12 protein-coding genes are annotated in these 13,051 nt (G+C 63.4%); 5 read left to right on the top strand and 7 right to left on the bottom strand.

Annotated features, from left to right (window positions below; genetic code table 11):
- Positions 1-5: 5 nt before the first annotated feature.
- Positions 6-632: a phosphoribosylanthranilate isomerase gene (locus CQ012_RS16590; protein ID WP_105658868.1), complete on the bottom strand. Its 627-nt coding sequence runs from the start codon at positions 630-632 to the stop codon at positions 6-8.
- On the bottom strand, positions 629-1,615 hold the full coding sequence (locus tag CQ012_RS16585; protein ID WP_105658867.1) for an acyl-CoA thioesterase: 987 nt from the start codon (positions 1,613-1,615) through the stop codon (positions 629-631). Before CQ012_RS16585 ends, CQ012_RS16590 begins: the two co-directional genes overlap by 4 nt.
- Before the next feature lie 118 nt (positions 1,616-1,733).
- Between CQ012_RS16585 and CQ012_RS16580 the strand changes: the two genes are divergently transcribed.
- From CQ012_RS16580 to CQ012_RS16570, 3 genes are read left to right on the top strand one after another with little or no spacing between them, the layout of a single operon-like run.
- Positions 1,734-3,473, top strand: coding sequence for an ABC transporter ATP-binding protein/permease (locus CQ012_RS16580; protein ID WP_146112338.1), 1,740 nt, complete (start codon positions 1,734-1,736; stop codon positions 3,471-3,473).
- Positions 3,473-5,233, top strand: a complete 1,761-nt coding sequence (locus CQ012_RS16575; protein WP_105658865.1) for an amino acid ABC transporter ATP-binding/permease protein — start codon at positions 3,473-3,475, stop codon at positions 5,231-5,233. The genes CQ012_RS16580 and CQ012_RS16575 overlap by 1 nt, the downstream gene beginning before the upstream one ends.
- Before the next feature lie 60 nt (positions 5,234-5,293).
- The gene (locus CQ012_RS16570) at positions 5,294-7,060 is read left to right on the top strand and encodes an FMN-binding glutamate synthase family protein (RefSeq protein WP_105658864.1); all 1,767 of its coding nucleotides are present in this window, start codon (positions 5,294-5,296) and stop codon (positions 7,058-7,060) included.
- Here the strand turns inward: CQ012_RS16570 and CQ012_RS16565 are convergent.
- From CQ012_RS16565 to CQ012_RS16550, 4 genes are all read right to left on the bottom strand, one after another.
- A complete protein-coding gene (locus CQ012_RS16565) occupies positions 7,057-8,121 on the bottom strand; it encodes an enoyl-CoA hydratase/isomerase family protein (RefSeq protein ID WP_105658863.1) in 1,065 nt (354 codons plus the stop codon). The two genes, CQ012_RS16570 and CQ012_RS16565, sit on opposite strands and share 4 nt — an antisense overlap.
- A gap of 59 nt (positions 8,122-8,180) precedes the next feature.
- Positions 8,181-9,086, bottom strand: coding sequence for a LysR family transcriptional regulator (locus CQ012_RS16560; protein ID WP_105658862.1), 906 nt, complete (start codon positions 9,084-9,086; stop codon positions 8,181-8,183).
- A 46-nt stretch (positions 9,087-9,132) separates the two neighbouring features.
- Positions 9,133-9,396, bottom strand: a complete 264-nt coding sequence (locus CQ012_RS16555; protein WP_105658861.1) for a hypothetical protein — start codon at positions 9,394-9,396, stop codon at positions 9,133-9,135.
- A gap of 135 nt (positions 9,397-9,531) precedes the next feature.
- Positions 9,532-10,005, bottom strand: coding sequence for an Lrp/AsnC family transcriptional regulator (locus CQ012_RS16550; protein WP_181148946.1), 474 nt, complete (start codon positions 10,003-10,005; stop codon positions 9,532-9,534).
- 246 nt (positions 10,006-10,251) lie between these two features.
- Here CQ012_RS16550 and CQ012_RS16545 point away from each other — a divergent pair, with 246 nt between their 5' ends.
- Together CQ012_RS16545 and CQ012_RS16540 are read left to right on the top strand one after the other, a co-directional pair.
- Positions 10,252-11,490 (top strand): MFS transporter, encoded by a 1,239-nt coding sequence (locus CQ012_RS16545; protein WP_105658902.1) that lies wholly within the window; start codon positions 10,252-10,254, stop codon positions 11,488-11,490.
- A 21-nt stretch (positions 11,491-11,511) separates the two neighbouring features.
- Positions 11,512-11,994 carry a hypothetical protein gene (locus tag CQ012_RS16540; RefSeq protein WP_105658860.1) on the top strand — a complete coding sequence of 161 codons (483 nt, stop codon included), beginning with the start codon at positions 11,512-11,514 and terminating at the stop codon, positions 11,992-11,994.
- Here the strand turns inward: CQ012_RS16540 and CQ012_RS16535 are convergent.
- Positions 11,981-12,973, bottom strand: a complete 993-nt coding sequence (locus CQ012_RS16535) for an LLM class flavin-dependent oxidoreductase (protein WP_105658859.1) — start codon at positions 12,971-12,973, stop codon at positions 11,981-11,983. The two genes, CQ012_RS16540 and CQ012_RS16535, sit on opposite strands and share 14 nt — an antisense overlap.
- Positions 12,974-13,051 lie beyond the last annotated feature (78 nt).

Raw genomic sequence — 13,051 nt, 5'->3', positions numbered from 1 at the left:
GGGACTCAATGTGCGGGATTCGGCGAAGCCTTGGCCGCATCAATGAACATGGCGATCATTTCGGGATCCTTGACTCCGCGCGATGATTCGACGCCGGAGGAGACATCGGCGCCGAAAGCGCTGGACGCAGCCAAGGCATCAGCGACATTCTGCGGGGACAGTCCGCCGGCCACCAGCCAGCGCCGACCAGCGGCCAGATCCTTCACTGCCGCATAATCCCAGCTTTCGCCGCTGCCGGGGACCGAGGCGTCAATGAGCAGCAGATCTTCGCCCCAATCGGCAAACTGCTCCTCCGGGTCATCGCGCCGCACCGCGCGGATGACCTTGAACCCGGCCTCATGGGCGGTGCTCACATCCTTTGCCGTGCGCTGCCCGTGCAGCTGCACCCAACTCACGCCGGCTTGCGCCGCAAGCTGAAGCACCGTCTGGATCTCTTCGCCGCGGAATACCGCCACGGTGGCAATGCCTGCGGGAACCGCCTTCACCAATGCGGCGGCGCGCTGCGCGGAAATTTCCCGGGCACTGGGCGTGAGCACGAACCCGATGGCATCAGCACCATGGGCCGCAGCGGTTTGCACGTCCTGGGCCGTGGACAAGCCGCACACTTTGACGAAGGGCTTTGCTGCACTCACTTCGCGTTCTCCTTGGCCATATGGATTGGGGTGTAACCGCCAGGCGCGTTGGCGCGGATGGCCAACAAGTCGCGGGCGTGATTCCACAGCCGCTTGTCCTCCCCGGTGACGGGCACCCAGGGCTTGACCGGAACAGCGGTGCCGGTTTCATCGCGGGTCACCATCACGGTCAGGCAGTAGGTCGTCAGCTGCATTTCCCGGGTCTTCGGATCGCCAGAGCGCACATGCACCGCAACGTGCATCCCCTTGTTCCCGGTGTAGACCAGTCGGGCCTCGACCTCCACCAGGTGGCCGATCAGCAGCGGGCGGTAGAAACGCACGCCGCCGGAGAACACCGCAACGGTTTCCTGCTGGCAGTAGCGGGCCGCGCACAGCTCAGCGGCATCGTCAATCCACTTCATCACGATGCCGCCGTGGACCTTGCCGCCCCAGTTCACATCGGTGGGCGCCGCCAGGAAGCGCAGCGTCACGCGTTCGGCGGTTCCCTCATCGGTGTATACCTGATCGTTCATGGACGCGACGATCTGCTCGCGGATCTCAATGCGCGCCAGCGCATTCTCGCGCATTGCGATTTCCCGGGCCGTACCCGGAGTGAACGCCGGAACCGGGGTTGGCTTCCCATTCTCGCCGACGGCTACGAAGATCACCAGGCAGCTGCTGGACTTCACCGGCTGCAATTCGCGCGGATCGCTGAAGGACACCTCGGTATGGATGTGCATGGAGCTGGTTCCGGTGTACACCACCGAAGCGGTCACTTCCACCAGATCTCCGGAGTGGATCGGGTCGGCGAAGTGGATATTGCCTACATAGGCGGTGACGCAATAGCTGGAGGACCATCCCACCGCCGCAGCGTAGGCGGCCTTGTCGACCCATTCCAGAACGGTGCCCGCAGGAACAATCCCGGTGACATCGACGTCGGTCGGTGCCGCGAGGAATCGCAAGGTGACAGAATGCGGACGTTGTTTCAGCTCCGGGGTGCTCATGCACTCCAGTTTCGCGCACATCGCGCATCACGGGCAATGTATGACGCTTCACGGCCCAGCCTTGCCGGCAAGCCCCACGGCGCGGAATTGCCGGTGGGCTCTGCCCTAGGATAGGAGGGTGCGTAGGGTCTTTGGAATATTTTCGGCTGCAACAGCCATCGTGGTGGCACTGAGCCTCAGTGCCGCGGCCGGAACCGCCGGCTTGGTGATCGTCGTGGGCCAAGGCCTGGATGAACTCATGGCCCATCGCCCGCTGGGCACCCAATGGTATGCCAGCGCCTTCGGCGAACTGCTGATCATGGCGGTTGCCACCTTCTTGATCCCGGTCGTGATCTCGCGCAACAGCCTCGACCTGACCGAGTACCACCGCATGAAGCTGCTCAAGCACTATCTGTCCATCGGCCCGCTGGCGGTGCGCGCCTCTGGCGATGGGGAGCTGCTGCATGCGGCGATGGACTCGGTGGAGCGGTCCGTGAAATACCGTTCCAGCTTCATCGGCCCGGCAATCTCCGCGGTAGCCACCCCGGTATTGATCCTGTGCTTCATCGCCTTTGCCATCGACCCGCTCAGCGCACTGGTACTGCTGGTTCCCACCGCGCTGGTCCCGGTCATCGTCCTGGGCTTCCAGCGACGCTTCGGCTCCTCGAACGGCGAGTACCGCCGAGCCCAGGGCATCCTCTCGGCGACCTTCCTGGACGCACTGCGCTCGCTGGGCATGCTCAAGCTCAACGGCGCCAGCCGGTGGATGGGATCGCGCATCGAGCAGGCCACCGAACGCGTACGCCAGCAAGTGATGAAGCTGCTGGCCCGCAACCAGCTGATCCTGCTGGTCATCGATTCCAGCTTCGCCGTGCTGCTGCTCGCCAGTGCCGCCCTGCTGGCCTGGTGGCGCGCCAGTTCCGGGGCCATCACCCCGGGTTCTGCCCTGTCACTGGTGATCCTGAGCTTCCTGATGCTCGCCCCGGTCAACTACGTCGGCAGCTTCTTCTACATCGGGATGACCGGCAAGGCCGCCGAGAAGAAACTGGCCGAAGTCGCCGACATCCCCATGCACCGTTCCATGGCCAATCCGCTGCACGTGGACCTGCGCCACCGCGATCTGATCCTGGAAGAAGTCAGCGCCAGCTACGATAGTGGGCACCACGCGCTGGACAAAATTTCCTGGCATTTCCCGGCCGGTTCGCGTACTGCCATCATCGGCCCCTCGGGCAGCGGCAAGACGACGCTGCTGCGCGTGCTCCAGGGCCAGCTCGAAGCTTCCTCCGGCACCATCCGCGATGCCCGGCAAGCCATGGGCCCGGCAACCTTGAAGGCCAATACCGCCGTAGTGGAACAGCACGCCACGCTCTTCGGCATGAGCCTGCGCGAAAACCTCCTGCTCGGTGCGCCCCGGGCTGCCGACGGCGAACTGCTCCTGGCGCTGCGCCAGGTCGGCATGGGAGCGTGGTTCGAGGCGCAACCCGGGGGATTGGCGCAACGCCTGGGCGAGTCAGGGGCACGGCTTTCTGGCGGCCAGGCCCAGCGCCTGTCGCTGGCCCGCGCCCTGCTGGCACAGCGTCCCGTGCTGCTGCTCGATGAGCCCACCAGCGCCTTGGACGTCCAGACCGAAGCGGACGTGCTGGGGACCCTGCGCTCCTTGGACCGCAGCACCACGGTCATCACCGTCACCCACCGGCTGGGGTTGCTGGCCGACTACGACTATGTTCTGGTCATGGACCACGGACAGCTCATCCAGGCCGGACGCCGTGACGAGCTGCTGGCCGCCGACGGCTATCTCAAGGAAGCCATGGACGGTTTCCGCCAACGCGCTGATGCGCTGCATGCCAGTGGCCGGAGCCAGCTGGGGGAGGGGAACTAATGCGCACGCAGAAAATCTCCACTATCAAAACCGTCGCCTGGCTGATTGGCAGCACCAAGGACCTGCTCCCGCCGCTGCTGCTGGCCTGCGTGCTGGCCTGCGCCACTCGCCTGGCTTCGCTGGGGATCTACGCCGTGGCCGGGTTCGGCCTGGCCAAGGCCCTGCACCTGGGCGGTGCGCAGCTGCCTATGGACCTTGGCTGGGGACCGCTGATCGCTGTGGTCATCCTGCTGGGGCTGGTCAAGGGCGCGGTGCGCTACCTGGAGCAGTATGTAGGGCACCGGGTGGCCTTCCTGTCCCTGGCGCGGCTGCGAAACCGCATGTACCAGGCATTTGAACGCCAAGCGCCCTTCGCCGCGGACAGCAAGAATTCCGGCGGCATGCTCGCCAAGGCCACCAGCGACATCGACAAGGTCGAAGTGTTCTTCGCCCACACCCTGCCCCCGGCCGTGGCGGCAGTGGCAGTCAGCGGCCTGGCAACCTGGGGAGCCTGGGCGGTATTCGGCATGCAACCGGCCCTCGTGCTGCTCGCCGGCTATGTGCTGATCGGGCTGGCCATCCCGGCCATTGGCGTCGGCGCCCTGCGCCGTAGCGCGCGGGCCACCGCCAGTGCTCGCGGCACCCAGAACCAGTTGCTGGCCGACACGCTTGCCGGCATCGACGTGATTCACGGATTCAATGCCGGCAAACCCGTCATGGCGCGGATGCGCGAAAGCCTGCACGAAAGCCGGCAAGCGGCGCGATCGGCCGGAACCCTGGGCGCGGTACGGGCCACGCTGACCCAGCTGGTGGTCTGGGGCAGCCTGCTCGCGCTCTTTGTCCTGCTGGGAACCGCCGGGCAGTTCGGCACGCTGATCGTGCTGTGCTGTGCCCTGGTCCCTTCCTATGAAGCGGTGCGCGCGGTAGACGGGTTCATCCTGGGCCTGCAGGATTCGCTGGCCAGCGCTCGCCGGCTGTACGCCACCGCGATAACCAGCCATCCGGTTTCCGAACCCGCCAACCCGGTTCCCCTTCCTGCTTCCGGCACCTTGCGCGTGGCGGATCTGTCGGTTGCCTTCGAGCGCCATCGGGTAGTTCGCGGCGTGGATTTCGAGCTGGAACCAGGCTCCCTGCTCGCATTGGTGGGCGAAAGCGGCTCCGGCAAATCGTCGGTCGCGGCAGCCCTGGTGCGCTCGGTGGAAGCTGCCGGCACCGCCAGCTTCGGCGATGTGCCGCTGGAGGCCGCCAGCTTGGCGCAGCTGCGCACCCGGATCATCCTGGTCTCACAAGAGGCGGTGATGATCCGTGGAACGCTGCGCGAGAACCTCTTGCTGGGTGCGGAAGGGATCAGCGACGCCGAGATGGAGCAGGTCCTCGACGAGCTGGGCATGGGCCCCTGGCTGCGCCAGCAGAAGGCCGGATTGCAGACCCGGTTGGGGGATCGCTTTGCCCGGCTTTCCGGTGGCCAGCGCCAACGCGTGGCCCTGGCCCGGACGCTGCTGCGCAACCCCGCGGTATTGATCCTCGATGAATCCACTAGCGCCCTGGATGCACGCAGCGAACAGCTGGTCCTGGAAGCAGTGGAACGCCGCCGCGGTGAAGGGATGGCGGTGCTGATGATCAGCCACCGGCTATCGATCCTGGCCCGGGCGCAGAACGTGCTGGTGCTCCATGAAGGAGTGGTGCTGGAACGCGGTGCGGCGCCAGCGCTATTGGCCGATGGGCAATCCTTGTTCTCCCGCATGGCCGTGCGCGAAGCGGACCGGATTTTGCCAAGCTGATCCACGCCCCGCCCAATGGATGGAACTGACAAGTCAGCGGGGAGGTACTAGGCTCGCATCATGATGCGAATAGTGGTTCTCCTGTTCCTGGCTGTCCTATTCACTGGCTTCGTGGTGACCGCAATCCTTGCCGGCACCTCCGGGGAATGGGTGTGGTGGATCCTCGTCGTGCTCACCGGTTTGCTGGTGCTTCTGGGCATCAGGGACCTGCTGCAAAAGAAGCATGCGATCCTGCGCAATTTCCCGATTGTCGGGCACGCCCGCTACCTCTTCGAATTCATCCGCCCCGAGATCCAGCAGTATTTCATTGAGCGCAATACCGATGGCCGTCCTTTCAACCGCGACACCCGCTCGCTGATCTACGCGCGGGCCAAGGGCGCCGATAGCCATAAGGCTTTCGGCACGGAGCTGAATGTCAATGAAGTCGGCCACGAATACCTGCTGCATTCGGCAGCTCCGGTAGCCCCGGTGGCATCGCAGCACCGCGTACGGGTGGGGTCCAGCCAGTGCTCGCAGCCCTATGAGATTTCGCTGATGAATATCTCCTCGATGAGCTTCGGCTCGCTTTCTGCCAACGCGGTGCTGGCGATGAACAAGGGCGCCGCGATGGGAGAATTCGTCCATGAAACCGGTGAGGGCGGGCTGACCAAGTACCACCTGGAATACGGGGCCGACTTGTTCTGGGAAATCGGTTCAGGCTACTTCGGCTGCCGTACCGAGCAGGGCCGCTTCAACCCCGAAACCTTCGCTGCCAAGGCGAACCATGAAAGAGTCAAGGGCATCACCATCAAGCTCTCCCAGGGCGCCAAGCCCGGGCTCGGCGGCGTGCTGCCGGCTGCCAAGGTCACCGCGGAAATCTCCGAGGCCCGCGATGTCCCGATGGGCGTGGACTGCATTTCACCGGCCAGCCACGCAGAATTCTCCACCCCGCGCGAATTGATGCACTTCGTAGCGAAGCTTCGCGACCTCTCCGGTGGCAAGCCAGTGGGCATCAAGTTCTGCGTTGGTTCCCGCACCGACGTCATGGCCCTGTGCAAGGGCATGCTGGAAACCGGCATCCTGGTGGACTTCATCACCATTGATGGCGCTGAAGGCGGCACCGGAGCTGCGCCGCTGGAATACGAGGACCATGTTGGCGCCCCGCTGACCGAAGGCTTGATGCTGGTGCACAACACCTTGGTGGGTGCCGGACTGCGCGACGAAATCCGCCTCGCCGCGGCAGGCAAGGTCGCCAACGGCTCCGACATCATCAAGCGGCTGATCCAGGGAGCGGATTTCACCTTCTCGGCGCGTTCCATGATGATGGCCACCGGCTGCATCCAGGCCCAGCAGTGCCACACCAACCACTGCCCCGTAGGCGTAGCCACGCAGAACAAGCGCCTGATGCGTGCCCTGGATGTGGAGGACAAGGGCCACCGCGTCTACAACTACCATCGCTTGACCGTCACCGAATGCGCGCAGATCATGGCATCGATGGGACTGACCAGCCCGGAGCAGCTGAACACCCGGATGCTGCGCCGCCGGGTGAACCTGCAGTCCACTCGCTCCTACGCTTCGCTGTTCCAGTGGTTGCGTCCCGGCGAACTGCTCGAGGATATTCCAGGTTCCTGGATGGAAGACTGGGATGAAGCAGACGCGGACCACTTCGGCGAGCATGCACCGCTGGCCTACACCGCGCCCAAGAGCGTGGATATCACCCCATCGGTGGTTCGCGAACCAGCCGATGCAGTGAACGCACCGCGCATCGAGCCCAGGGATTCAGCCAAGGTGCGCCCGGTGCATGCAGATGTCACCCGGCCAGAAGGCAAGCCGGGAGCTGACAGCTAGCCTTCCGAATCAGCAGCCAGAGACCGCAACGCCTCGTGGTCCACTTCCTCCAGCGAAGCCGGAATCCACGTGGGGTTGCGGTCTTTGTCGATGACCTGGGCACGGATGCCCTCGGCAAGATCGGCACGGTGCATCAGGTAGCGAGCCAGGCGCAGTTCGCGGTCCAAGGCCGAACGCAGGTCCTCCTCCTCACGTGCAGCCCGCACGTTGTAGAACGCGCTGGCCACGCTGGTCGGGGAATTCGCTGCCAGCATCTGCGCGGCACGCTGCGCCGAAGGATGGACCATCTGCTCCAAGCGTGCCAAGACTTCCTGCGGGGTGGCGGCACTGAAAGCATGATCGATCCAGCCGCGGTCCAGTTCCAAGGCGAAGGACTCGGGCGCACCGTGCATGACCTCGATAGCAGCCGCGATCTCTCCGGCATTCAGCCCCGCGAACTCATCGAGCTCATCGAGGATGTTCTGGGCGAAGTCCTCGGTGACAACGGCATCGGCAAAACCGAGAAGTACGGCATCGGCACCGGTGAAGGACTGCGCACTCATTGCAAAGAACTCGCCGAAGTGGCCCGGCGCGCTGGCCAGCAGGTGGCTGCCTCCCACATCCGGGGTGTAGCCGATCTTCGCTTCGGGCATTCCCATGGTGGCGTTCGCGGTCACCAGGCGCACCGGTGCGTGCGAGGCCAGGCCGATGCCCCCACCCATGGTGATGCCATGGGCCAAGCTGATCAGGGGCTTGGGATAGGTGGAGATCAGGTAATCCAGTTCGAATTCTCTCGCGAGCAGATCGACGAAGTCCTGATGGCGTCCGGTGGTGACTGCTGCGTGGAAATCGGCGATATCTCCTCCGGCACAGAAGGCGCGTTCGCCGCGGCCGGTGAGCAGCACCAGCGAAATCGACGGGTCCACGGCCCACGCACGCAGCACCCGGCCCAGCTCAATGAGCATTTCCAGGGTCAACGCATTGAGCTTGCTGGCACGGTTCAGCTCGATGTGGCCGATTGGTCCATGCACGGCCGAGATGACTACGCCATCGCTGGAAGATGCAGGGGTCTGGTTCTCCACCGGGACATTCCTCTTTCTTGGGACGGATGCAGGCACCAGTGGCGCCGCGGCGCAACGAATCAGCGGGAGAGCACCTGGGCGAGCCGGTCCAATACCAGCGCGGCCTTCGGCTTCTTGGAATTCTCCGGTTTCAACGCGAAGATGGAGCGGGCCAGGCGAATCTCGGGGGCATCAACTATGCGGATGCCTTCCGGAGCGTTGGCCATGGCCAGATCGGGAACCAGGGCGGCGCCCAGTCCCGAGGAAACCAGGCTCAGCGACGCATTGAAGTCGTCGCAGTAGGCAGCCACCTGCGGGTGGATGTTGTAGGAAGAGAACAAGCGCGAAATCAAGGTGGCATCCGAGGTGCCCGGGTGGTGGAAGATCCATGGCCATTCGGCCAACTGGTCCACGGTCAGCTGGGCGTCTTCAGCGATGGGCCAGGACGCCGGGATCACTACCCGGAACTGGTCATCGCCCAACCAGGTGCGCTCCAGGGACGCTGGCCACGACAGTCCGCCGGGTCCCACCTGGAAGATCAGTGCGAGGTCGAGGTCGCCGCCGGTGCCAAGGCCTGCGACAGTTTGCTGGGGTTCGCCGATCCACAGGCGCAGGTTGATGCCCAAGGAGGACCAATCCGGTGCCTTGAGGATTTGCGGCAGCGCGTAGGTCGCCAGCGAGGGGAAGATGCCAAGCTTGATTTCCTCAAGGTCGGTAGCTTCGGTGGAGATGGTGGCGACGTCTGCCATGAGGGCGTCGAGGTCGGTGAGCACCCGTTTGGCATGGCGCACCATGCGCAGGGCGCCTGGCGTCGGGGTGATGGAGCGTGCGCCGCGCAGGAACAGCGTGGTACCGGTGCTTCGCTCCAACGCTGTCATCTGCTGGGAGACAGCGCTGGCCGTGTAGCCCAAGCGGGTTGCGGCCGTGGCAAAGGAACGATGCGCCACCACTTCGAGCAATGTGCGCAGATGAACTGGATTAATCACTTCTAAAGTCTATGGCCTTTAGCCAAAGATTTGCTTAGCCCACGGCCTAGAGTTCGTCCTCAAGGTCAACAAGCTCTGTGCTTTCCTCGTCGTCGTCATCGTCTGCGGCGAATTCGTTGTCGAGCTGGTCTTCGGTTTCCAGGTCATCGTCGTAGAGGTAATTGCGCTGTGCCAGCGGGTCGAGGTTGCGCATGGTTTCCGGCATGTCGCTTGAGCCCTCATAAGCCTGGGAATCGCGTCCGTCATCCGGTTCGTAGATGTCGTTGCCGAACTCCGGCGCAAATTCTGTGGTGTCGAAATCCTTCGTCATTGCGTACTCCTTCGTCGAATACGAGGGATCCGCCGGAAGCCGGGGATTTACCTCGTGACTTCTCGTATCACCAGAGTAGGACGCTGCTTCGGGAAACGAAAGACTTGTTTTCTGCAGCTGACAGTGAATGACTTCTCAGTGGTCATGTTCGACATAGTGCTCCAGCAGGGGAGCGGCACGGTAGGCCAGGTGCGTATGGAGCGCGAAGGTTGTTTCCGAACGGGTGACGCCCTTGACGCGCAGGATCTGGCGCAGTGCTGATTGCAGCTGGTGGGTGTCGGTGGCGATGAGCCGCACCCAGAGATCTCCACGTCCGGAGGTCTCGTGGATTTCCAGCACGCTGGGGATCTGGCGCAGCGCGGTGACCACGGTATCCAGATCGCGGTGGTTCACTTCCAACGTCACGAAGGCCAGGACGTCGTAGCCGAGCTTGCTCAGATCGATGTCGCGGCCGCCGTCGCGGAGGATTTCGGCGCGCTGCAAACGGCGCAATCGCGACTGCGCTGTGTTGCGCGCAACACCGACCTCATCTGCGAGTTCAGAGATTTGGATGCGGGGATCCTTGATCAGTGCGAGCAGCACTTTCAGGTCTACATCGTCTAATCGCACTAAATGCTCACTCCGGGTTATCTGCGGGGACAAAATTTTGAACAATCTGCTCAAATGCTAGCAAGAAATCTCTCTCGTTGCTTTCAGCAGGCGGATATTAGTGAGTGAACGCTCTGTTGTAGTAGACAAACGCAAGCAGAACGCTCAACTAACCGGTGGGGCAGCGAGTGGCCCCACCGGTAAAAACTCTTTCTGGGCATTCTTCGTGCCCAGCTGGTCTGGACTACTTTGATCCCGGGAGTGAATTTGTCGGTTATCAGCGAGCTGCGCATGCAGCCAATGAACCATCGCGTACTCTCCTGGAACCCCGGGCTGACCGCTCGACTGGTGATCACCGTGTCCGTCAGCTTCCTGCTGCTGGTCGGAGCCAACCTGGCCACCCCGCTGTATCCGGCACTCCAATCCGAATTGCACCTTGGCGCCATGGGAACCACCGTGGCCTTTGCCAGCTACGTCTGTTCGCTGATGCTCTTCCTTTCCACCGTGGGGCATTGGTCGGATCATATCGGACGCCGTGCGGCGCTGGTGATCGCGGTCGTTGTTTCCTTCGCTGGAACCCTGGTCTTCGGATCGGCCGGCAACCTTCTGGAACTGTGCCTTGGCCGTGGTTTGCAGGGCGCCGGTGTCGCGCTGGCTACCGGTGCTAGCGCCGCGGCCCTGCGTGAACTTCTTCCTGCGCGGCCTGAGTGGGCTTCGCGCTTCACCCTCTTGGCCTCATCGGGCGGTGTCGCCTTCGGACCGGTCTTGGGCGGGCTGCTGGCTCATCTGCCTGGCGGGCGCACTACCGTGTTCATGGTGCAGGCGTTCTTGCTGCTGCTGGTCCTGGTCCCGTTGAGCACACTGCAGGCCCGTCCGGCCATTGCGCTGGCTGAGCGCGGCCAGCGAAGCAAGGCACTGGCCCCACGCCGCTTGGGCGTCCCCAGCTCGGCCCGGGCACCGTTCTGGCTCGCTGCCCTCGTCGGCTTCTTGAGCTTCGCCATCTTCGGCTTCGTGCTGTCCTTGGCACCTGGGTACTTCGCCCAAGCCTTTGGCCTGGATTCGGTGCTGGTCATTGGCCTGATTGCCGGCCTGCCATTGGGCATATCCGCCCTGTCGCAGCTGGTCGTGCGCGGCGGCAAGGCCTTGCTGCCTATCGGTCTGGGATTGATGGCGGCCTCCACCGTAGTGCTGGCCGTAGCTGCCGAGCATCGCCAGCTGCCATGGGCCATCGCGGCATTGGTATTCGTGGGGCTGGGCCAGGGCATGGCCTTCCGCACTGCCTTCGCTCAAGCGGTGGACGCGGTCAACGACAAGCAGCACGCCCAAACCGTGTCCACCATATACCTGGTGACCTACCTGGGCAGTGCTGTTCCAGTCATCGCGCTGGGCTGGGCCGTCGGGGTCTTCGGGCAGCAGCAGAGCATCCTGGTCTTCTCCATCGGCTGCGCCGTGGTGGCGGCAGTGCTAGCCGTCTGGGCACTGGCAGGACTGCGCAAAGCACGCTAGAACCGGGCGAACTGTGGAGGCATGACTAGTCCCCTTCCAGCGCCTGCTAGCCGCGGCGCTCAGTGGGCCGTGGCTGCACGCATCTACATTCCTGCACTGTGGCTCGGCCTGATCATCGGCATTTCATTCATCGAGGCACCACTGAAATTCACCGCACCCGGAATCACCATTCCCTTGGGTCTGGGCATTGGACGCCGCGTCTTCTTCGCAATGAACATGGTCGAGATCATCTTCTTCATTGCCCTGGTGGCCGGGTCGGCCAAGCGCGCTGCCGGCAAGGCCTGGGGCTGGGGCGTAGGGCTGGTCGGCCTATTGCTGCTGATTAAAACCGCAGCGATCCGCCCGGGCCTCTCTGCGCGTACCGATGCGGTGCTTGCAGGAGTCTCCGATGGCGGATCGCTATGGCATTACGCCTATATTGGCGTGGAATTCTGCTTGACCCTCGCTCTGGTTGCGCTGCTGCTGATGGCAGCCAAGCGCTGGATCAGAATTACCGGGCGCTAGCCAGCTGGCAGGCCTCGGCGGTAATCATCACCGATTCGAGTCGAGCGTGCTCCTCGGTGGGGTAATGGATGGTGATCAGTTCATCTGCCTGCGCTGCCGAAGCGAAGTGGCGCAGGTATTCGGCAACCTGTTCTCCGGTGCCCACCGCGGTGTAGCGCATCATGTCCAGAATCTGCTGCGCCTGCGGAGTATCCATGAGCATATCGATCTCAGCTTCGGTGAATTCCTTCTTCGCGGAACGGCCGATGAAGCTTGCCACGCGATGGCGCTTGGCAACGTCCAGCAGTTCATGCGCTCGTTCAGCCGTTTCCGCAGCCAGCACGCCTACGCCGGCAATGACATACGGCTCAGCCAGTTGCTCTGAGGGGGTGAACTCCTCGCGGTAGATGCGGATCGCTTCATGCAGCGCAGCCGGTGCGAAATGCGAGGCGAAGGAATACGGCAGTCCCAGCTGGGCGGCGAGCTTGGCACCGAAGAGCGATGAGCCCAGGATGTACAGCGGAACGTTGGTTCCTGCTCCCGGGGTCGCCTGAACGGTAGGAACCCTGGATTCGCCGGCGAGATAGGCCTGCAGCTCCAGCACATCGTGCGGGAAGGAATCGGCGGCCGACGGGTCGCGGCGCAAGGCACGCAGGGTGGTCATGTCGGTACCCGGTGCACGGCCCAAGCCCAAATCGATGCGGTCGCCGTAGATTTCGGCCAACGTGCCGAACTGCTCGGCGATCACCAGAGGGGAGTGGTTCGGAAGCATGATGCCGCCCGAGCCGAGGCGAATCTTCTCGGTGTGGTGGGCTATGTGGCTGATCAGCAACGAGGTCGCGCTGGAAGCAATGGTGGGCATATTGTGGTGTTCCGCGTACCAGACGCGTTCATACCCATGGCGTTCTGCAGTTTGCGCCAAGCGGACGGAGGACTTGAAAGAGTCGGAAATAGTTGTTCCGGGTTCAACCGGAGCAAGATCCAGAATAGATAGCTTCACACTGGGTACAACCGGTGGCGTACGGGAAGTATTCCAGTAATTTCGGCCTCAAACGCAAGGAACGGCTATCCGCAGTGC

The sequence above is a fragment of the Arthrobacter sp. MYb214 genome (genome assembly GCF_002979865.1).
GTDB lineage: Bacteria > Actinomycetota > Actinomycetes > Actinomycetales > Micrococcaceae > Glutamicibacter.
This window is presented reverse-complemented; position numbering and strand designations above follow the sequence as displayed.